This window comes from Pseudomonas mucoides (genome assembly GCF_015461845.1).
Classification (GTDB): domain Bacteria; phylum Pseudomonadota; class Gammaproteobacteria; order Pseudomonadales; family Pseudomonadaceae; genus Aquipseudomonas; species Aquipseudomonas mucoides.
Genome location: NZ_JACOPW010000006.1, coordinates 114376 through 132941, shown reverse-complemented (window position 1 = coordinate 132941; position 18566 = coordinate 114376). Strand labels below are relative to the sequence as shown.

The 18566-nt window shown below is 58.7% G+C and carries 19 protein-coding genes and 1 pseudogene; 10 read left to right on the top strand and 10 right to left on the bottom strand.

The genetic code is table 11. The features are described 5' to 3' along the window. Positions 1–323: 323 nt before the first annotated feature. Positions 324–2225 (top strand): 3-dehydroshikimate dehydratase QuiC, encoded by a 1902-nt coding sequence (gene quiC, locus H8F22_RS23915; RefSeq protein WP_194940759.1) that lies wholly within the window; start codon positions 324–326, stop codon positions 2223–2225. A 102-nt stretch (positions 2226–2327) separates the two neighbouring features. Beyond that, on the top strand, positions 2328–3005 hold the full coding sequence (locus tag H8F22_RS23910; RefSeq protein WP_027924242.1) for a TetR/AcrR family transcriptional regulator: 678 nt from the start codon (positions 2328–2330) through the stop codon (positions 3003–3005). 49 nt (positions 3006–3054) lie between these two features. Here the strand turns inward: H8F22_RS23910 and H8F22_RS23905 are convergent, their stop codons facing one another. The 3 genes from H8F22_RS23905 to H8F22_RS23895 form a co-directional block, all read right to left on the bottom strand. Beyond that, positions 3055–3909: a shikimate dehydrogenase gene (locus H8F22_RS23905; protein ID WP_059182118.1), complete on the bottom strand. Its 855-nt coding sequence runs from the start codon at positions 3907–3909 to the stop codon at positions 3055–3057. Between the two features lie 5 nt (positions 3910–3914). After that, complete coding sequence (gene aroQ / locus H8F22_RS23900) at positions 3915–4355, bottom strand: type II 3-dehydroquinate dehydratase (protein WP_140669465.1); 441 nt, start codon at positions 4353–4355, stop codon at positions 3915–3917. A gap of 141 nt (positions 4356–4496) precedes the next feature. After that, positions 4497–5408, bottom strand: a complete 912-nt coding sequence (locus tag H8F22_RS23895) for a LysR family transcriptional regulator (RefSeq protein WP_027924239.1) — start codon at positions 5406–5408, stop codon at positions 4497–4499. 267 nt (positions 5409–5675) lie between these two features. Between H8F22_RS23895 and H8F22_RS23890 the strand changes: the two genes are divergently transcribed. Both H8F22_RS23890 and H8F22_RS23885 read left to right on the top strand, forming a co-directional pair. Further along, positions 5676–6104: a DUF4160 domain-containing protein gene (locus H8F22_RS23890; RefSeq protein WP_194940758.1), complete on the top strand. Its 429-nt coding sequence runs from the start codon at positions 5676–5678 to the stop codon at positions 6102–6104. After that, a complete protein-coding gene (locus H8F22_RS23885; protein WP_027924237.1) occupies positions 6101–6547 on the top strand; it encodes a DUF2442 domain-containing protein in 447 nt (148 codons plus the stop codon). Before H8F22_RS23890 ends, H8F22_RS23885 begins: the two co-directional genes overlap by 4 nt. Before the next feature lie 54 nt (positions 6548–6601). Here the strand turns inward: H8F22_RS23885 and trmA are convergent, their stop codons facing one another. Both trmA and H8F22_RS23875 read right to left on the bottom strand, forming a co-directional pair. Next, the gene (gene trmA, locus H8F22_RS23880) at positions 6602–7681 is read right to left on the bottom strand and encodes a tRNA (uridine(54)-C5)-methyltransferase TrmA (protein WP_027924236.1); all 1080 of its coding nucleotides are present in this window, start codon (positions 7679–7681) and stop codon (positions 6602–6604) included. Beyond that, on the bottom strand, positions 7678–8973 hold the full coding sequence (locus H8F22_RS23875; protein ID WP_027924235.1) for an NCS2 family permease: 1296 nt from the start codon (positions 8971–8973) through the stop codon (positions 7678–7680). Before H8F22_RS23875 ends, trmA begins: the two co-directional genes overlap by 4 nt. Positions 8974–9187: 214 nt before the next feature. On the opposite strand from H8F22_RS23875, the gene H8F22_RS23870 reads away from it, so the two are divergent. Together H8F22_RS23870 and H8F22_RS23865 are read left to right on the top strand one after the other, a co-directional pair. After that, positions 9188–9646: a DUF4879 domain-containing protein gene (locus H8F22_RS23870; RefSeq protein ID WP_027924234.1), complete on the top strand. Its 459-nt coding sequence runs from the start codon at positions 9188–9190 to the stop codon at positions 9644–9646. A 67-nt stretch (positions 9647–9713) separates the two neighbouring features. Beyond that, positions 9714–10265, top strand: coding sequence for a DJ-1 family glyoxalase III (locus tag H8F22_RS23865; protein WP_027924233.1), 552 nt, complete (start codon positions 9714–9716; stop codon positions 10263–10265). 7 nt (positions 10266–10272) lie between these two features. Here the strand turns inward: H8F22_RS23865 and H8F22_RS23860 are convergent, their stop codons facing one another. The 3 genes and pseudogenes from H8F22_RS23860 to H8F22_RS23850 all read right to left on the bottom strand — a co-directional run bounded on the left by H8F22_RS23860 (position 10273) and on the right by H8F22_RS23850 (position 12176). Then, complete coding sequence (locus tag H8F22_RS23860; protein ID WP_059182122.1) at positions 10273–10560, bottom strand: HigA family addiction module antitoxin; 288 nt, start codon at positions 10558–10560, stop codon at positions 10273–10275. 13 nt (positions 10561–10573) lie between these two features. Next, positions 10574–10853: pseudogene (locus H8F22_RS23855) on the bottom strand (type II toxin-antitoxin system RelE/ParE family toxin). 84 nt (positions 10854–10937) lie between these two features. Beyond that, the gene (locus H8F22_RS23850; protein ID WP_027924231.1) at positions 10938–12176 is read right to left on the bottom strand and encodes an MFS transporter; all 1239 of its coding nucleotides are present in this window, start codon (positions 12174–12176) and stop codon (positions 10938–10940) included. A gap of 484 nt (positions 12177–12660) precedes the next feature. Here H8F22_RS23850 and H8F22_RS23845 point away from each other — a divergent pair, with 484 nt between their 5' ends. The 3 genes from H8F22_RS23845 to H8F22_RS23835 all read left to right on the top strand — a co-directional run bounded on the left by H8F22_RS23845 (position 12661) and on the right by H8F22_RS23835 (position 15346). Then, the gene (locus H8F22_RS23845; protein ID WP_027924230.1) at positions 12661–14097 is read left to right on the top strand and encodes a cytochrome ubiquinol oxidase subunit I; all 1437 of its coding nucleotides are present in this window, start codon (positions 12661–12663) and stop codon (positions 14095–14097) included. Positions 14098–14100: 3 nt separating this feature from the next. Continuing rightward, entirely contained in the window at positions 14101–15108 is a 1008-nt protein-coding gene (cydB, locus tag H8F22_RS23840; protein WP_027924229.1) for a cytochrome d ubiquinol oxidase subunit II, read from the top strand. A 70-nt stretch (positions 15109–15178) separates the two neighbouring features. Then, the gene (locus tag H8F22_RS23835) at positions 15179–15346 is read left to right on the top strand and encodes a DUF2474 domain-containing protein (protein WP_081743969.1); all 168 of its coding nucleotides are present in this window, start codon (positions 15179–15181) and stop codon (positions 15344–15346) included. Positions 15347–15417: 71 nt separating this feature from the next. Here the strand turns inward: H8F22_RS23835 and H8F22_RS23830 are convergent, their stop codons facing one another. Together H8F22_RS23830 and H8F22_RS23825 are read right to left on the bottom strand one after the other, a co-directional pair. Next, positions 15418–16542: a methyltransferase gene (locus tag H8F22_RS23830; protein WP_027924228.1), complete on the bottom strand. Its 1125-nt coding sequence runs from the start codon at positions 16540–16542 to the stop codon at positions 15418–15420. 177 nt (positions 16543–16719) lie between these two features. After that, positions 16720–17430: an autoinducer binding domain-containing protein gene (locus H8F22_RS23825; RefSeq protein ID WP_027924227.1), complete on the bottom strand. Its 711-nt coding sequence runs from the start codon at positions 17428–17430 to the stop codon at positions 16720–16722. A gap of 343 nt (positions 17431–17773) precedes the next feature. On the opposite strand from H8F22_RS23825, the gene H8F22_RS23820 reads away from it, so the two are divergent. After that, the gene (locus tag H8F22_RS23820) at positions 17774–18550 is read left to right on the top strand and encodes a ferredoxin--NADP reductase (RefSeq protein ID WP_027924226.1); all 777 of its coding nucleotides are present in this window, start codon (positions 17774–17776) and stop codon (positions 18548–18550) included. Positions 18551–18566 lie beyond the last annotated feature (16 nt).

The following is an 18566-nucleotide window of genomic DNA, read 5'->3' as shown; positions in this document are numbered from 1 at the left end:
GGAGTCATGTAGTCCACCGATTATTTTTATGTGGTGTTCTGTGTCTTTGGTAACCGAGCCCGACGATGCATGACCGGTCTCAATGTGGAGTCGATGTTGCGCAGTGGACAAAAAATCGTCAATTCACCAATGGCCATTGTGTTCGATAATCGAACACAAAACTAACCGGGTAGTACACTTTAAATTGCTGTGCGAGTTCGTCCAGCCAATAATTCCCCACAAGCTAAACGCAGACCCTGTAGCAGCTGGCGAAGCCTGCGGCGACATAAAGCGAAGCGTGCGATCTCGATAACAAGACTGTCTCCACCACCGGGAGTCGAAACATGCAGCGTTCCATTGCCACCGTGTCCTTGAGCGGTACCCTGCCGGAAAAACTCGAAGCCATTGCCGCCGCCGGTTTTGACGGGGTGGAGATTTTCGAGAACGACCTTCTCTACTACGACGGTAGCCCACGGGAAATCAAACAGATGTGCGCCGATCTCGGGATCGCGATCACGCTGTTCCAACCCTTCCGGGATTTTGAGGGATGCCGCCGTGAGCGGCTTTCGCGCAATCTGGAACGCGCCGAGCGCAAATTTGACTTGATGCAGGAACTGGGCACTGACCTGGTGCTGGTCTGCAGCAATGCATCTGCCGATTCCATCGGTGATGAACAAATCCTCGTCGATGACCTGCGCCTGCTGGCCGAAAACGCCGGTGCGCGCGGTCTGCGAATCGGTTATGAAGCGCTGGCCTGGGGCCGGCATGTGAACACTTATCAACAGGTGTGGAACATCGTCCGCCAAGCCGATCATCCGAGCCTCGGTGTCTTGCTCGATAGCTTTCACACCCTGTCGCTCAAGGGCGATCCGAGCGCCATCGCCGAGATTCCGGGCGACAAGATCTTCTTCGTGCAAATGGCCGACGCACCGATCCTCGCCATGGACGTGCTGGAGTGGAGCCGGCATTTCCGCTGCTTCCCGGGCCAGGGCGAATTTGATCTGTCGGGGTTCCTCGCGCCGATTATCAAGAGTGGCTACACCGGCCCGCTGTCGCTGGAAATCTTCAACGACGGTTTCCGTGCCGCGCCACCCCGGGCCAACGCCGCCGACGGTTTGCGTTCGTTGCTGTACCTGGAAGAGAAAACCCGCCAACGCCTGGCGCAGGAAGCTCAACCGGCACCCAGCCTCGACATCCTGTTCGAGACACCCACGGCCAGCGAATACAACGGCATCGAATTTCTCGAATTTGCCGTGGATGAAAGCCTCGGCGCCAAGCTCTCCCATTGGCTTGAGCGGCTGGGTTTCGTCAAGGCCGGGCAGCATCGCTCCAAGAGCGTAAGCCTGCTGCGTCAGGGCGATATCAACCTGATCCTCAACTCCGAACCGTATTCGTTTGCCCACAGTTTTTTCGAAGCGCATGGCCCCTCGCTGTGCGCCACCGCCGTGCGGGTCAAGGACAGCAGCAGCGCGCTAGCCCGAGCTGTGGCTTATAAAGGCCAGCCGTATCGTGGGCTGGTCGGGCCCAATGAACTGGAATTGGCGGCGGTGCGCGCACCGGACGGTAGCCTGATCTATTTGGTGGATCAGCAGGCCGACGTCTACGGCACCGACTTCAATCTGAACCCAGCGGCGGTGGCCAGCGGTGGCCTCAAGCGTATCGACCACATGGCCATGGCATTGCCGGCCGACAGCCTCGACAGTTGGGTGCTGTTCTATAAGAGCCTGCTGGATTTCGAAGCCGATGACGAAGTGGTTCTGCCCGACCCGTATGGCCTGGTAAAAAGCCGCGCACTGCGCAGCCGCGACAGCTCTATTCGCTTGCCGTTGAACATTTCCGAGAACCGCAACACCGCGATCTCACACGCGCTGTCGAGTTATCGCGGCTCCGGTGTGCATCACATCGCGTTTGATTGCGATGACATCTTTGCGCAAGTCAGCCGTGCGAAAGAGGCGGGCGTGCCGTTGCTGGACATCCCGCTCAATTACTACGATGACCTCGCCGCGCGGTTCGACTTCGATGACGAGTTCCTCAGCGAGCTGGCGTATTTCAACGTGCTGTACGACCGCGATGCCCTGGGTGGCGAACTGTTTCATGTGTACACCGAGCCGTTCGAAGGGCGGTTTTTCTTTGAAATCATTCAGCGCAAAAACGGCTATGCCGGTTATGGCGCGGCCAACGTCGCGGTTCGACTGGCAGCGATGGCCAAATCCCGCAGCGGTGCCATTCGTCAGGCCAAGTTGTAGCAAAATCGTAAACGCCGGGACAAACCGCTGCCGCGCGGCTTCCTTCACTGTGCGCAGCGGCCCATAATCGCCAGCTTGTGCAGTGATGGCCGTGAGCCCGCAATGACAATGACTTCAGAACGCTCCGCAGTGCCCGCCGAACTGATCGCCGAGCCCCGCAAGAGCCGCAAAAACAACCCGGAAAAGACCCGCGAGAATATCCTTCAAGAGGCGATTGTCGAGTTCGTCCAACAGGGGCTTTCCGGTGCTCGAGTCGATGCAATCGCCGAGCGTATCCACACCTCCAAACGCATGATCTATTACTACTTCGGCAGTAAGGAACAGCTCTACGTCGAGGTGCTGGAAAAGCTCTACGGTGATATTCGCAACACTGAAAACCGCTTGCACCTGACCGAACTGGGGCCGGTGGAGGCGATTCGTCGCCTGGTGGAGTTCACCTTCGACCACCACGATCACAACGTCGATTTCGTGCGTATCGTCAGCATCGAGAACATTCACAATGCCGAATACGTGAAGCGCTCCGATGCGATCAAGGCCATGAACAATACGATTCTCGACGCACTGGGCGAAATTCTGCGTCGCGGTGCCGAGGAGGGTTTGTTCCGTGCAGGGCTAGTGGCGCTGGATGTGCATCTGCTGATCAGTTCGTTCTGCTTCTATCGCGTGTCGAACCGTCATACCTTCGGGGAGATCTTCCAGATCGATTTGCCGGACGAAGCCATCAAGCAGAGGCATCGTGCGATGATTTGCGAGTCGGTGTTGCGTTACTTGCAAGCCTGATATCAGGTGAGGGGGCTTTCCCTTCACTGCAGCCCCTCACCGCATCCCCTCAGTCGTTCATGCTCTGAAAGTGCGCGAGCATTCGCTGCGCATCCGGCACCACGTTGCTGAACAATTCAAACGCCTTCACCGCCTGAAACACCGCCATGTTGCCGCCGTCCAGCGTGCGGCAACCGAGCGCGCGGGCGTTGCGCAGCAGTTCGGTTTCCAGCGGGAAGTAAACGATCTCCGCCACCCACAAGGCTGAGCGAAGCAACTCGACCGGCACTGGCATGCCCGGCAGTTTTTTCATGCCCATGGGCGTGGTGTTTACCAAACCATCAGCCAGGCTCAACGTGCTCGGCAGATCGTGCCCGGCCACCGCCCGGCCAGCCCCGAAGTGTTGATTGAGATTGTCTGCCAGCGCCTGCGCGCGGCTTGGTTCCACGTCAAAAATACTCAGCAGTTGTACGCCTTCGCTCAACAACGCGTGGGCCACTGCCGCGCCGGCGCCACCAGCGCCCATTTGTACGACGCGCTCACGGGCAGCGTCCTTCAAGCCACGGCGAAATCCTTCGGCAAAACCCAGGCAATCGGTGTTATGGCCGATGCGTTTACCGTCCTTCAACACCACCGTGTTCACCGCGCCGATGCCGCGGGCTTCCGGCGACAGTTCGTCAAGCAACGGGATGATGGCCTGCTTGCACGGGAAGGTGATGTTCAGCCCGGTGAAGTTCATTCGTTCGGCCGCCATCAACAGGTCGGGCAGGGCACTGCTGTCGAGCTTCAATTGATCCAGGTCGATCAGGCGATAGAGGTAGCGCATGCCCTGCGCTTCGCCTTCGTGCTCGTGCAGCGCCGGTGTGCGCGAGGCTTGAATCCCGGCGCCGATCAGCCCGGCCAATACAGTGTTGTGCTGAGCCATCGTGTTCACCCCTTCAATTTCAGACTGAAATGTTCCAGCGCCAGGCGATAGCCGTGGCTGCCGAAACCGGCCATCACCGCGGTGGCGATGGCCGAGACAAACGAGTGATGCCGGAAAGGCTCGCGAGCATGGACGTTCGACAGGTGGACTTCGATCACGGGCAGTTCGCTGGCGACGAGGGCGTCGCGAATCGCCACCGAGGTGTGGGTCCACGCGGCTGGATTGATGACAATCCCGGCGCAACGACCGCGAGCGGCGTGAATCCAGTCGAGCAATTCACCTTCGTGGTTGGTCTGGCGGAACTCCACGGCCAGGCCGAATTCTTCAGCAGCGCGTGCGCACAGCGCCGAAATGTCTGCCAGGGTTTCGTGGCCATAAGTCGCCGGTTCACGGGTGCCGAGCAGGTTCAGGTTCGGGCCGTTGAGCACCAGAACGATAGGGGGCATCGAGGGTCTCTCCACTTATTATTTTTGGAATCGGCTCTAGGTTTCAGCCTGTGGAGACAAATTGTACTAGCTGGTTAATTAGGTCAATTGAAGAGACGTCTCGAAGGGGATTTGTGTGCGGTGATCGGACGATTTCGCTGTTTATCGCGGCAGATGCTCCACCAGGAAATCGATAAAGGCGCGCAACCTCAGGGGCACATGACGGCTTTGCGGATACAGCAACGTGAACGGTCGCGAGCGGCCGCTGTAAGGCTTCAATACTTCCACCAGCGAGCCATCGGCCAGTTCGTTTTCGACGATAAACCGGTACGTCTGAAACAACCCCGCCCCGTGTTTGGCCAGGGTCACGCCACCCAGCACATCGTCAGAGCAACTGAGACTGCCCTCGGCCAGAATCTCCCGAGGTGTGCCGTTGTCATTGAACAGCCAGGCGATCCGCCGACCGCTGCTGGGCAGTTCGTATTGGATGCATTCGTGCTGCGCCAAGTCTTCGAGTGTTTGGGGGACACCTGCACGCTTGAGGTAATCGGGACTGGCAATCATCACCAGCGCGGCGTCCTCCAGATGCCGGGCGATCAGGCCGGAGTCCGGAATGGCCCGTACGCGAATCGCCATGTCGTAACCTTCGCCGACGAAATCAATATTGCGATTGCTGATGTGCGACTCGACCTTCACGTCGGGAAAACGCGCCCGAAAGGCTGGCAGCAACGGCAAGATCCGGTGGTGCGCATACGTCGTGGGAATGCTGATGCGCAAGGTGCCAGACGGTTGCTGCTGCTGGCCCATGACCTCGCGCTGAGCCTCGACCAGCTGCGCCAGAGCCTGACGACATTCTTCGTAGTAACGACGACCGCTGTCGGTCAACTTCACACTGCGGGTGGTACGCGCAAACAGCCGCACGCCCAGACGCTCTTCCATGCGCGATACCGAGCGGCTGACCGCGGCTGGTGTCACGCCCGCCACCAGTGCGGCGGCCGTAAAGCTGCCGGCCTCGGCGGCGAGGCAAAACAGCTCGATGCTGCCCAACTGAAGATCATCGAAGACACGCTGCATGATTGATTACACCGGGGATCAAATGAGGACTGAATGGCGTCACTGTAGATGAAATCGCCGTGGCAGTGCTTGACCGGCGTAGGCGGCTTTTTTTTGTGAGAGCAGTGAAAGGATTGCTTACTATTTTGCCGCCGTCATAGGCGAGTCAAAAAACGTTCAAGGGCTAGGCTCAAAACCGAGTCGATCGTCAAACGGATCAATCGCCAATTGCCGGGTTCTTCAAGGAATGGAGAATCTTTGCACTCTATAACCTAACGGATGGGTTGCATGAACGTATGTCGCTTTAAGGACTTTTCATTGGTCATCATGTTGCGCGATCAACATTGCCCGCCGCATGTCCATGTCGATGCACAGACATGGAGCGCACGCTTCAAATTCAGTTTCTGGCACAACGGCGTGGAGCTTTGGGACGTCGTTCCTCATTCGCAGCGCCCCCCTTCAGCAGTGCTGGAAGGATTGCGCCAGGCGCTGCGGCAACCGGCGCATTTACAGCGAGCGCGTGGCCTCTGGTGGCGAAAATTGTGCACCGCCTGCCTCGATAATCAGTTGTGGGATTGGGAGAGCAATGAAGTGGTCGTGATGAAACGACTCGCCAGCACGACTTACCTGATTGACTCGGCCAGTTACGAGCCCGAAGTTAACAAGACGCTGTTATCCCTGACGGGGGCTGCCGAGGGAGTGGAAATCGAATTATGAAAACCATACAGGCGAGCATTCAGGCGGATCGCCCCGTCACCGAAGAAACATTGGAACAGGCCATTGAGCGAGGCGAGTTGAGCCGTCGCAGCGGTTTGAATGCGAGAGCCGTGAGCTGGACCGGACATTGCCTGGTCATCAGTTTTGAGGACGGTAGTGGCGTGCTCCTGCCGGCGAAGAACTACCCGGAGTTTGATGGCTTTGACGATGAGGATTTCGCCGACTTGAGGGTTGGCTTTGCGGGAACCGCGCTCTGCCATGAAGGCAGTGATTTGCAGGTGTCCATCGCCGGCCTGATTTCAGCGAGCAAGCCATTGATGGACATGGCGTCTTCGGTCATCGCCTCACGCAATGGGCGCCAGAGCAGCGTCGCCAAGGCCGAGGCTGCGCGGGCCAATGGCAAAAAGGGCGGGCGACCGCGCAAGGTAGATGCGGCACTTTGATTCGCCTACAAAAAAGCCGTCGTCATGACGGCTCATTTGTATCGGCAACAGCTCTCAACGACGGGTCAACAACACCCCGGATTCCATGTGATGGGTCCACGGGAACTGGTCAAACATCGCGCACTGAGTGATGCGATGCGTGTCGTGCAACTGGGCGATGTTCGCCGCCAGCGTTTCCGGGTTGCAGGAAATGTAGAGGATGTTGTCGAAACGTCGGGTCAGCTCGCAGGTGTCCGGGTCCATGCCGGCGCGGGGCGGGTCGACGAACACGCTACCGAACTCGTAGCTCTTGAGGTCGATGCCATGCAGGCGGCGGAACGGGCGGACTTCGTTCAGCGCTTCGGTCAGCTCTTCGGCGGAGAGTCGCACCAGGGTGACGTTATCCACCGCGTTTTCGCTGAGGTTGCTCAGCGCTGCATTGACCGAGGTCTTGCTGATTTCGGTGGCCAGCACTTTGCGTACGCGGGTCGCGAGCGGCAGGGTGAAGTTGCCGTTGCCGCAGTACAGTTCGAGCAAGTCGTCCGGGCGATCACCCAACGCGTCGTAAGCCCAGTTGAGCATCTTCCGGTTCACGGTGCCGTTGGGCTGGGTGAATGCGCCTTCCGGCTGGCGATAGCTGAAAGTACGGCCGCCGACTTCGAGCTGTTCAACCACGTAATCGTGACCGATCACTTCGCGTTTGCCTTTTGAGCGACCGATGATGCTCACGTTCAGGTCCGTGGCCAGTTTCGTGGCCGCCGCATGCCAGTGCTCGTCCAGCGGGCGGTGATAGCACAGGGTGATCATCGCATCGCCGGCCAGGGTGGTCAGGAACTCCACCTGGAACAACTTGTGGCTCAGGGCCGCACTGGCTTTCCAGGCGGCTTTGAGCTTCGGCATCAGTTCGTTGATGCGCAGGCTGGCGATCGGAAACTCTTCGATCAGGATCGGCGTACGTTTGTCTTCCTGGGAAAACATCGCGTAGTGCCGCTCACCACCTTCACGCCACAGGCGGAATTCAGCGCGCAGGCGGAAGTTTTGCAGCGGAGAGTCGTACACCGCAGGTTCTGGCGCATCGAACGGGGCCAGGAGGTCACGCAGGCGCGTGACCTTTTCTTCGAGCTGAACGGCGTAGGCCTGGGAATCAAAAGTCATGCGTTGAACCAACCCAACTTGATCACGAACAGAATCGACAGGATCACCAGCGCCGGGTTCAGCTCACGGCCACGACCGGACATCAGCTTGATGGCGGTCCAGGAAATGAAACCGAAGGCGATGCCATTAGCGATCGAATAAGTGAACGGCATGGCCAGCGCGGTGATCACCACCGGTGCGGCAACGGTGATGTCGTCCCAGTCTATTTCGGCCAGGCCGGAGGTCATCAGTACGGCGACGAACAGCAGTGCCGGTGCCGTGGCGAAGGCCGGGACGCTGGACGCCAATGGCGAGAAAAACAGTGCCAGCAGGAACAGGATCGCCACCACGACGGCGGTCAGGCCGGTGCGGCCGCCCGCACTCACGCCGGCTGCGGACTCGATGTAGCTGGTGGTGGTCGAGGTGCCCAGCAGCGAACCGGCCATGGCCGCGGTGCTGTCGGCGATCAGGGCGCGACCCATTTTCGGCATGTGGCCGTTCTTGTCCATCAGGCCGGCGCGTTTGGCGACGCCGATCAGAGTGCCGGAGTTGTCGAACAGATCGACAAACAGGAAAGCGAAAATCACGCTGACCAGACCGATGTCCAGTGCGCCTTTGATGTCCAGTTGCATGAAGGTTGGGGCCAGCGACGGTGGCATCGACATCACGCCGCCGAAAGGGGTGAAGCCCATCAAGATCGAAATGATGGTCACCGCCAGAATGCCGATCAGCACGGCGCCGCGTACGGCCAGGGCTTCGAGGGCAACGATCAGGGCAAAACCCAGGGTCGCGAGGATCGGGGCTGGTTGTTTCAGATCACCGAGGCCGACCATGGTCGCCGGGTTGCTGACCACGATGCCGGCGTTGTGCAGGGCAATCAGCGCCAGGAACAGGCCGATACCGGCGGCAATCGCCGAGCGCAGCGGCAGCGGGATGCTGTTGATGATCCATTCACGGATACGGAAGATCGACAGCATGAAGAAGCACACCGCCGAGATAAACACCGCACCCAGCGCCACTTGCCAGGTGTGGCCCATGTGCAGGACCACGGTATAGGTGAAGAAGGCGTTCAAGCCCATGCCCGGCGCCAGCGCGATCGGGTAGTTGGCGATCAGGCCCATGATCGTGGAACCAATCGCCGCGGCCAGACAGGTGGCGACGAACACCGCGCCCTTGTCCATGCCGGTTTCGCCGAGAATGCTCGGGTTGACGAACAGAATGTAGGCCATGGCCAAGAAAGTCGTGACGCCCGCCAGAATCTCGGTCCGCACGTTGGTGTTGTGTGCCTTGAGTTGAAACAGCCTTTCCAGCATGTCTGCTCCCCGTGGCGCGCCCGGCGCCGTGAATGTATCGACCTCAACAGCAAAGCACAGACCACTGAACGCGCCTGGGAAATTACTGTGGGCCGGAAAAAGCCGCGCATCATACCAGCCGCGTGGGGTTATGGCTGCTGATGGCTGCGATCGTCGTCGATGTTTTGCCGTCAAGCGAAGTGAGCCATACTGCGCGCTGGTTTTGGGGGTCGTTATGTATTGCATGAAAACGCGTGTGATTGCCGTCATTGGCGTCGTGATGGCCTTGTTGCTGGGGGCACAAAACGCCTCGGCTGCGATGGCGCCGCGATTGAGCCAGTTGAAAGTGGTTAAGGTTGAATCGCCGGTCTGTGGCTTTGAAAACATTGCCGAAGGGCAGACCGAGACGCGTTGCGATCATAGTGGTCCGAGCATCAAGGTCTATGTGCTGGAAATCGGTTACGGCAGTAATAGTCCACATGTCGCGCTGGATGGTTTTGAAGTGGACGGCACCCGGTCGCCGGTATGTGCCTTTCAGACCGGCAACCTGACTGATTGCACACCCGGGGCAAAAACGGTCGGTTATCTGTATATCTTCAATCTTGCGGGCAAGCAGGACGGGACCTTCACGTTCAGCAACACCTCGATTAATGCGCCGAGCGATAAGATGTCGACCCAGCTTTACATCAAGTAACGGCTGCACTCGAACAAGCGTCAGGAAAGCTGACTACGCTTTAAAGATCACCCTGTGGACTGTCCCCATGACCTTTAGAGCTTTGATTACCCTCGCCGAGGGCATCGACGACCTGCAAACAGTGACCCTGATCGATGTGTTGCGCCGCGCCAACGTTGAAGTGGTGGTGGCCAGCATCGAGGGGCGGCGCATGCTCACCTGCGCCCGTGGAACCCGGCTGACGGCCGATGCCATGCTGGTGGACTTGCTGGCCCAGCCGTTCGACCTGATCGCCCTTCCGGGCGGCGCCGTGGGCGCGCAACACCTGGCGGCCCATCAACCCCTGCAACAACTGATCAAGGATCAGGCCGCCGCCGGGCGCCTGTTCGCCGGCATCGCTGAAGCCCCGGCGGTCGCGCTGCAGCACTTCGGCGTATTGCGTCAGCGACGCATGACCTGCCTGCCCTCCGCCAGTCATCAGTTGTCAGGTTGCAACTTCATCGACCAACCGGTGGTGGTCGACGGCAACTGCGTGACCGCCCAGGGTTCCGGGGCCGCTTTGGCATTTGCCCTGACGCTGGTGGAACAACTCTGCGGCAAGGCCACGCGCATGGCGGTGGCGGGGGAGATGCTGGCGTGAGGATATGTCAGGCGTGGATGGCGATGGGCTTGATCGCCGGCTGTTCGCGCTGTTCTGCTTGCCAGAGATCGTAATCAGTCTGAACCCCTAGCCACATGCGAGCCTTGCCAATCCCCGCCCGCTCCAGACGCACGGCCAGATCCGGGCTGATGGGGGCGTGGCCATGCAGAACCCGAGAAAGGTGCGGTCGTGCAAAACCCAGATGGCGGGCGAGTTCCGTGACGCTGATGCCGAGTTCGGGTAACACATCCATCAAGAGTGTTTCGCCAGGGTGTGGCGGGTTGTGCATGGGCATTGCCTGCCTCCTGTCAGTGGTAGTCCAGATAGTCGACCAGTTCGATATCTGAACCGATAAACCGAAAAACAACTCGCCAGTTCCCTGAAACAACTCAGCGACCAGAATTCGGCCAACTCTCCTCTGAGTGGATGCAGTCGCCATCCCGGAAGGTCTAGATCGCCGGGTAGCGTTGCGCGGTCCATGAACTGAAGTATCCGAGACAGACGCTTTGCATGGTCTACACGAATCCTTCGAGTCGAACCTGTTTCATAGAGGCCACGAAGGCCCTTGTGCCGAAAGGATTTGATCATGGGGCAAGTGTAAGGCGATACATTACACCTGTTGCGGTATCTAGTTAGTGCACCTGGTCGGCAAATTTGTGCCAGGCACCTGCTTCAGACCTTCACTTCCTCCAGCGGCACATGCATGCGGTCGCGATTGGCCAAGGTGGGGAACAGTTTCACCCAGGCCCCGGTTACCACCAGTGTGCCGATCCCGCCCATGACCACCGCCGGCACAGTACCGAACCAGTGGGCGGTCAGCCCGGATTCGAATTCGCCCAACTGATTTGACGCACCGATGAACAGGCCGTTCACGGCGCTGACCCGGCCGCGCATTTCGTCCGGGGTTTCCAGCTGCACGAACGAGGCGCGGATCACCATGCTGATCATGTCGGCCGCGCCCAGCACCACCAGCACTGCAAGCGAGAACCAGAACGAGGTCGACAGGCCGAAGGCGATGGTGGCGACGCCGAACACACCGACGGCGGTGAACATCACCCGTCCGACGTTGCGCTCAACCGCAAACCGCGCCAGGAACAGCGACATCAACAGCGCGCCGACGGCCGGCGCAGACCGCAGCAGGCCAAGCCCCCACGGGCCGGTCAGCAGGATGTCCTTGGCAAACACCGGCAGCAGCGCCGTCGCGCCGCCGAGCAAGACCGCAAACAGGTCCAGAGAAATTGCCCCGAGAATGTCCGGGCGACTGCGAATGAAGCGGATACCCGCCAGCAGCGAATCCAGCGTCGCCTTGCCCTTGTTCAACGGCGTTTGCCGGGCCGGCAAGTTGAGCATCAACCCGCAGGCAACGATGTAGAGGATTACGGTCGGGCCATACACCCAGACGCTGCCGAAGGCGTAGAGCAAACCGCCGAGCGCCGGGGCGACGATAGTGGCTGACTGCTGCGCGGATTGCGCGGCGGCCACCGCACGGGGAAACAGCGCGCTGGGCACGATGCTCGGCAACAGGGCTTGAGTGGTGGGCATTTCGAAGGAGCGCGCAGCACCGAGCAAGAACGCGAGGATGAAGATCATTTCCCGGGTGACATGATCGGTGGCGCTGCCGATGGCCAGCGACAGGGCGATCAACGCTTGCAGCGACTGGCAGATCGCCGCGACTTTGCGCCGGTCATAGCGGTCCGCGACGTGCCCCGTGTGCAGCATGAACAGCACGCGCGGGGCAAATTCCACCAACCCCACCAGGCCCAGATCGAGCACGTTGCCGGTTAACTGGTACAGGTTCCAGCCAATGGCCACGGTGAGCATCTGAAAACCGCTGGCGGTAAACACCCGAGCCAGCCAGAACGCGATGAAGGGGCGGTGATGACGTAACAGCAAGGGCTCTTGGCTGGGCATCTGCGGGGAAATCTGGGAGAGGGGAAGGGCGAGGTTATCACCAACCTGTAACCAGAAGTTGCAGCCGCAGAAAATATACTTAGCTAGACATCGATCGTAAAAACACCTGATTCCTCTGTGGGAGCAGGCTGCTCGCGATGGCGGCCTATCCCTCGATACCGAGCTGCCTGGCACACGCGCTTCGCGAGCAAGCTCGCTCCCGCAGGGGAAATGTATCTGCCTGTAACGATAGCCATGAGGCAACTTGTCACGCGGCAAAAGACCACGCGGTTCATCCCCGGAAATGGGACTACTCTTTCAACGTTGATTGATCCAGATCAAAACCCCACCAGGAATTGATCCGGCGGCCATCAGGCCAGACTTCCCTGCGTTGTGAGGCTTTCAATAAAAAGAACGAATTCGAATTCGCCGCACTCCATACCCGTGGGGGCCGTTGGGTGCAGGCTTCCAGCCAGCAGCCGTATTAACTGACAGAGGAAGACTTATGTTCGGTTTAGAGGCACTTGATCTCGCCCGAATGCAGTTCGCGTTTACCATCTCGTTTCACATCCTGTTCCCGGCCATCACCATTGGCCTGGCGAGTTACCTGGCGGTACTCGAAGGTCTGTGGCTGAAAACCCATAACGACACCTACCGCGACCTGTATCACTTCTGGTCGAAGATCTTTGCCGTCAATTTCGGCATGGGGGTGGTCTCCGGGCTGGTGATGGCGTATCAGTTCGGCACCAACTGGAGCCGTTTTTCGGACTTTGCCGGATCGGTTACCGGGCCGTTGCTGACCTACGAGGTGTTGACGGCGTTCTTCCTCGAAGCCGGTTTCCTTGGGGTCATGCTGTTTGGCTGGAACAAGGTCGGGCGCAAGCTGCACTTCTTTGCCACGGTCATGGTGGCTATTGGCACGCTGATCTCGACCTTCTGGATCCTCGCCTCGAACAGCTGGATGCAGACGCCGCAGGGTTTCGAAATCGTTAACGGTCAGGTGATCCCCACCGACTGGCTGGCGGTGATCTTCAACCCTTCGTTCCCGTACCGCCTGATGCACATGGCGACGGCGGCGTTCGTTGCCACCGCCTTCTTCGTCGGCTCTTCGGCGGCCTGGCACTTGCTGCGCGGCAAGGACAACCCGGCGATCCGCACCATGTTGTCGATGGCCATGTGGATGGCCTTGATCGTTGCGCCGATTCAGGCGGTCATCGGTGACTTCCACGGCCTCAACACGCTCAAGCATCAGCCGGCGAAAATTGCCGCGATCGAAGGTCATTGGGAAAACATCGGCGACGAACCGACCCCGTTGATCCTGTTCGGCTGGCCGGACATGAAAGCCGAGAAAACCCGATTTGCCGTCGAGATTCCGTATCTGGGCAGCCTGATCCTCACCCACTCGCTGGACAAACAAGTCCCTGCGCTCAAGGAATTCCCGCCTGAAGACCGGCCCAATTCGACCATCGTGTTCTGGTCGTTCCGGATCATGGTCGGCCTGGGTTTCCTGATGATATTCACCGGGTTGTGGAGCCTGTGGCTGCGCAAGCGCGACAAGCTCTATACCTCGCGACCGTTCCTTTACCTGGCGTTGTGGATGGGGCCGTCGGGCCTGATCGCGATCCTCGCGGGTTGGTTTACCACTGAAATCGGCCGTCAGCCGTGGGTGGTCTACGGGCTGATGCGCACGGCGGATGCTTCTTCCAACCATAGTTTCATGCAGATGAGCATCACGTTGATTCTGTTTGTGGTGGTGTATTTCGCGCTGTTCGGTGCCGGCCTGGGCTACATGATGCGCCTAGTGCGCAAAGGGCCGAAGATCGACGAAGGCAAGGAAACCAGCGAAGGTGGGCCTGGCAAGAAACGCACACCGGCCCGTCCGCTGTCCGCCGCTGACGATGATGACGCCGACAGTGACCACAGCCTGACCAAGGAGATTTGAGTCATGGGTATTGATCTTCCGCTGATCTGGGCCGTGATTATCATCTTCGGCATCATGATGTACGTGGTCATGGACGGCTTCGACCTGGGGATCGGGATTCTCTTCCCGTTCATCCCGGGCAAGACCGACCGTGATGTGATGATGAACACGGTCGCCCCGGTCTGGGACGGTAACGAAACCTGGCTGGTACTGGGCGGCGCCGCGTTGTTTGGTGCCTTCCCGCTGGCCTATTCGGTGGTGCTTTCGGCGTTGTACCTGCCGCTGATCCTGATGCTGATCGGGCTGATCTTCCGGGGCGTGGCTTTTGAGTTTCGCTTCAAGGCCAAGGACCACAAGCGCCACCTCTGGGACAAGGCTTTCATCGGAGGCTCCCTCACCGCGACCTTCTTTCAGGGGGTGGCGTTGGGCGCCTTCATTGATGGATTGCCGGTGGTCAATCGCCAGTTTGCCGGTGGTTCGCTGGACTGGCTGACACCGTTCACTCTGTTCTGCGGCGTGGCACTGGTGGTGGCGTATGCACTGCTTGGTTGCACGTGGTTGATCATGAAGACCGAGGGCAAGCTGCAAGAGCAAATGCACAACCTGGCACGGCCGCTGGCCTTCGTGGTGTTGGCGGTGATCGGTATTGTCAGCATCTGGACACCCTTGGCCCACGCTGAAATCGCCGCCCGCTGGTTCACGCTGCCCAATCTGTTCTGGTTCATGCCGGTGCCGATTCTGGTGCTGGTGACCATGTATGGCTTGATCCGCGCCGTCGCCCGCAATGCGCACTACACGCCGTTCCTGCTGACGCTGGTGCTGATCTTCCTCGGCTATAGCGGTCTGGGCATCAGCCTGTGGCCGAACATCGTGCCACCGTCGATCTCGATCTGGGACGCCGCCGCACCGCCGCAAAGTCAGGGCTTCATGCTGGTGGGCACGCTGTTCATCATCCCGTTCATCCTGGGCTACACCTTCTGGAGCTACTACGTGTTCCGCGGCAAGGTCACCCACGAAGACGGTTATCACTGACACTGTAGGAGCGAGCGTGCTCGCGATGGCGCCCTCACTGGCGCCATCGATCTACCTGAGGATTGTTGTAATGACCGGTAAACATTCCCTGCACGACATTGAAGAAGCCGAAAAAAAACCGCTGTTGCAGCGGCTTGGATGGCTGGTCCTGATCTGGGTCGGTAGCGTCGGCGCCCTGTTTATCGTGGCCAGTCTGATGCGCATGTTCATGAATGCGGCAGGCCTGACTACACACTGAAGATCCCATCCCGTCGCCTTGGAGGCACGGATTCACAACCCTCCTGCGTGGAGGGTTTTTTTTGCCCCGGTTTATTTGCGGGCTTTGAGAATCACGAATTTTGGCGTGGCAGCCACTTGTTCGACGCCGCGGAACAGCCGTGCGAGCTTGCTGTGGTAACCCAGGTGACGATTGCCGACGATATACAGCGCGCCACCCACCACTAGCGCCTCGCGGGCCTGCTGGAACATGCGCCAGGCGAGAAAGTCGCCGACGACCTGTTGTTGATGGAACGGCGGATTGCACAACACCACGTCCAGGGATTGAGCTTCCTGCCCGGCCAGCCCGTCGCCGGCCCGCACAATGACCGCTCTGTCGCCCAGCGCCGCGCGCCAGTTTTCGGCAGCCGATTGAACCGCCATGAACGACTCGTCCACCAGCGTGTACTGCGCCTCGGGGTTTTGCAGCGCACTGGCAATGGCCAACACGCCGTTACCGCAACCGAGATCGGCGACTCGCGCGGTGCCGAGGTTTTTTGGCAGGTGCGGCAGAAAGGCCCGGGTGCCGATGTCCAGCCCTTCGCGGCAGAACACATTGGCGTGGTTCAGCAGTTCAATGGCCGGCTCATCAAGCTGATAACGCGAAGGGTAGGGGGACACGACCGGGTCTTTTGCTTCAGGTGTGGCGATCAATAGCCGGGCCTTTTTCACTGCCAGGGAGGCCTGTACCGGGCCGACGTAGCGTTCCAGCAGATCACCGGCAGCACGTGGCAGGTGCTTGATCATCGCCGCGGCAATCACCTGCGCGCCTGGCGCCAGTTGGCCTTGCAGGCGAATCAATTGTTCTTCCAGCAACGCCAGGGTTTTCGGCACCCGGATCAATACCCGGTCAAACGGGCCGCTGAACACGTCGCTGGCGGGCACGCTCGGTACGGCGTCAAACGCCTGGCCGTTACGGATCAGATTTTTTTCCAGTCCCTGAAAGGCGAGGAACGAATCACCACTGCTGATCACCCGGACCTTGCCCGCGAGGCTGGCGGCCAATGCACCAAAACTGTCGTTCAACACCAGTACCCGAGTTTCGGCCGAGGGCTGTTGTTCGGCCAGGTGGTTGAGCAGGTATTCGTCGGCGGCATCGAACGCTTGCAGCGGTTCGTTCTGCTGTTCTGGCTGACGGATCAGGTCGAGTTGGGCGAAGGGTGTTTCGAGCAGGGGCATGAGGCGGGGCTCTGGGTAGTCAACGGGTGTGGTGTCCCACGGCCGGAGGCGTTGTAGCAGGCGGGACCGGCCGAGTGCACGGCGTCGTGAAGTTATATACGACATCACTCAGGGGGCCGCAAATGGTACGTTTTTTTCGGTTGGATTACCCGTGGGTTTTCTTCGTACTGATTGGATTCAGATAGCGCCGACCCTCACAGCCTTTATCACGGCTGCAATCTTGTTGTTCACCCCAAATTTATGGATGCAGCTTTGCACATGATAATTGATGGTGCGTTCACTGATGCTCAGGATTTTGGAACATTCATAGGCCGTCTTGCCGTCGGCCGACAATTTCATGATTTCGATTTCACGCGTCGACAACCGGGGTGTGCATGCAATCGCCAGGCGGTGATCCAGCTTTTTTGCCACGAGCCCATGCAAATGGCGGTTGATTAAAATGGCGTAGGCCAGATGTGCATACCATTCATCGGCAGTGATCGGGCTGTTGCTTCTGGCCAGGCTAAACATGCTGCGCAGACCGCTGTCGTCATGAATCGATTGTGACCAACCATACTGCAAGCCTTGTTGTTTTTGCGCCTGCCTCAGCTGAGGGACCTTTGAGAAGAGCTCATCCTCCCAAAGAATTGGCAACTCTGAATGATTGCAATGAGCCAGTATTGGGTCTGTGTCACCTAATTGGTCATGTTCATATGCCGTGTTCCAATCGACGGGGTAATTGTTAAAACTTACCGTGTCATGATTAAGCAAAACTGCGGGGGATGTAATTGAAAAAGCACAGAAATTGAAGCCAAGATCCTGAGCCAGTATGAGCGAAGTCTCATAGGCGGGCTTAACTTCCTTGGCTTCAAGTATCTGTTTTAGCTGTGACTCCTTCCACATCTTCATTGCAGCAACTCCATGCGGCTATCTTGGGGGTGCAAATTGGATCCAGGATCCAACACGCCCAGAGTGTAGGAGTAATCCTACAAATGTGCTGCAATTTTTTTGCTCTTTAACATTATCGAAAGTGCATATCTGGTTCTTAGCTGCTCAGGCTCATGAAACTCTTTTCGCGGGGCGTATATCATTCTATGCATTGTTTTTTGTACAAGTTTTAGTCATGTCATCGACAATATAAAAGCAGCTGTACAACTAACGATGGATCTAATACCAAAGACACTACAAATCGTCGGTGTTTACATCGCCTGCTTTGCGCGACACTGGTGATATCAGTTCAATGGAGCGTCCCATGACCGCCAGTGCCGAAAAATACACTCGCCAAACCTTGCTCGACGTCCAGCCGTTGACCCCAAACCTGTTTACGCTGCGAGCCACGAGAGATCCGGGCTTTCGCTTCAGGGCCGGGCAGTTCGCCCGGCTAGGTGTCACCAAGGCCGATGGCACTACGGTCTGGCGAGCCTATTCAATGGTGTCGTCACCCCATGACGAATTTCTCGAGTTCTTCTCCATCGTGGTGCCAGGCGGTGAGTTCACCAGCGAGCTGAGTCGACTGAAGGTGGGTGATACGTTGCTGGTGGACCGCCAGGCCTTTGGTTATTTGACCCCGGACCGCTTTGTCGATGGACGTGACCTCTGGTTGTTATCCACAGGCACCGGCATTGCCCCGTTCCTGTCGATCCTGCAGGACTTCGAGGTGTGGGAGAAATACGAACGCATTATCCTCGTCTACAGCGTGCGTGAGGCCCGGGAATTGGCGTATCAGGCGTTGATCGCCGAGTTGGGACAGCGCGATTATCTGGCCGAAAACGCTCACAAATTGCAGTTCATCGCCACCGTCACTCGCGAACAACACCCAGGCGCCCTGAACGGACGAATCACCACGCTGATTGAAAATGGCGAGCTGGAGCGGGCAGCAGGCGTGGCGCTGACGCCCGAGCATTCGCGGGTCATGCTCTGCGGTAATCCGCAGATGATCGATGACACGCGCAAGCTGCTCAAGCAGCGGGACATGCACCTGAGCCTCAGCCGACGCCCAGGCCAGGTGGCGGTGGAAAACTTCTGGTAAAAAAAAACGGCGCCTC

Coding starts and splice junctions, on each gene's coding strand:
- H8F22_RS23910 (WP_027924242.1), top strand. CDS start 2,328: ATGACAATGACTTCAGAACGCTCCGCAGTGCCCGCCGAACTGATCGCC.
- H8F22_RS23885 (WP_027924237.1), top strand. CDS start 6,101: ATGAAAACCATACAGGCGAGCATTCAGGCGGATCGCCCCGTCACCGAA.
- H8F22_RS23875 (WP_027924235.1), bottom strand. CDS start 8,973: ATGCTGGAAAGGCTGTTTCAACTCAAGGCACACAACACCAACGTGCGG.
- cydB (WP_027924229.1), top strand. CDS start 14,101: ATGGGTATTGATCTTCCGCTGATCTGGGCCGTGATTATCATCTTCGGC.
- aroQ (WP_140669465.1), bottom strand. CDS start 4,355: ATGCCCCCTATCGTTCTGGTGCTCAACGGCCCGAACCTGAACCTGCTC.
- H8F22_RS23820 (WP_027924226.1), top strand. CDS start 17,774: ATGACCGCCAGTGCCGAAAAATACACTCGCCAAACCTTGCTCGACGTC.
- H8F22_RS23830 (WP_027924228.1), bottom strand. CDS start 16,542: ATGCCCCTGCTCGAAACACCCTTCGCCCAACTCGACCTGATCCGTCAG.
- H8F22_RS23870 (WP_027924234.1), top strand. CDS start 9,188: ATGTATTGCATGAAAACGCGTGTGATTGCCGTCATTGGCGTCGTGATG.
- H8F22_RS23835 (WP_081743969.1), top strand. CDS start 15,179: ATGACCGGTAAACATTCCCTGCACGACATTGAAGAAGCCGAAAAAAAA.
- H8F22_RS23895 (WP_027924239.1), bottom strand. CDS start 5,408: ATGCAGCGTGTCTTCGATGATCTTCAGTTGGGCAGCATCGAGCTGTTT.
- H8F22_RS23890 (WP_194940758.1), top strand. CDS start 5,676: ATGAACGTATGTCGCTTTAAGGACTTTTCATTGGTCATCATGTTGCGC.
- H8F22_RS23865 (WP_027924233.1), top strand. CDS start 9,714: ATGACCTTTAGAGCTTTGATTACCCTCGCCGAGGGCATCGACGACCTG.
- quiC (WP_194940759.1), top strand. CDS start 324: ATGCAGCGTTCCATTGCCACCGTGTCCTTGAGCGGTACCCTGCCGGAA.
- H8F22_RS23825 (WP_027924227.1), bottom strand. CDS start 17,430: ATGAAGATGTGGAAGGAGTCACAGCTAAAACAGATACTTGAAGCCAAG.
- H8F22_RS23845 (WP_027924230.1), top strand. CDS start 12,661: ATGTTCGGTTTAGAGGCACTTGATCTCGCCCGAATGCAGTTCGCGTTT.
- trmA (WP_027924236.1), bottom strand. CDS start 7,681: ATGACTTTTGATTCCCAGGCCTACGCCGTTCAGCTCGAAGAAAAGGTC.
- H8F22_RS23860 (WP_059182122.1), bottom strand. CDS start 10,560: ATGCCCATGCACAACCCGCCACACCCTGGCGAAACACTCTTGATGGAT.
- H8F22_RS23850 (WP_027924231.1), bottom strand. CDS start 12,176: ATGCCCAGCCAAGAGCCCTTGCTGTTACGTCATCACCGCCCCTTCATC.
- H8F22_RS23905 (WP_059182118.1), bottom strand. CDS start 3,909: ATGGCTCAGCACAACACTGTATTGGCCGGGCTGATCGGCGCCGGGATT.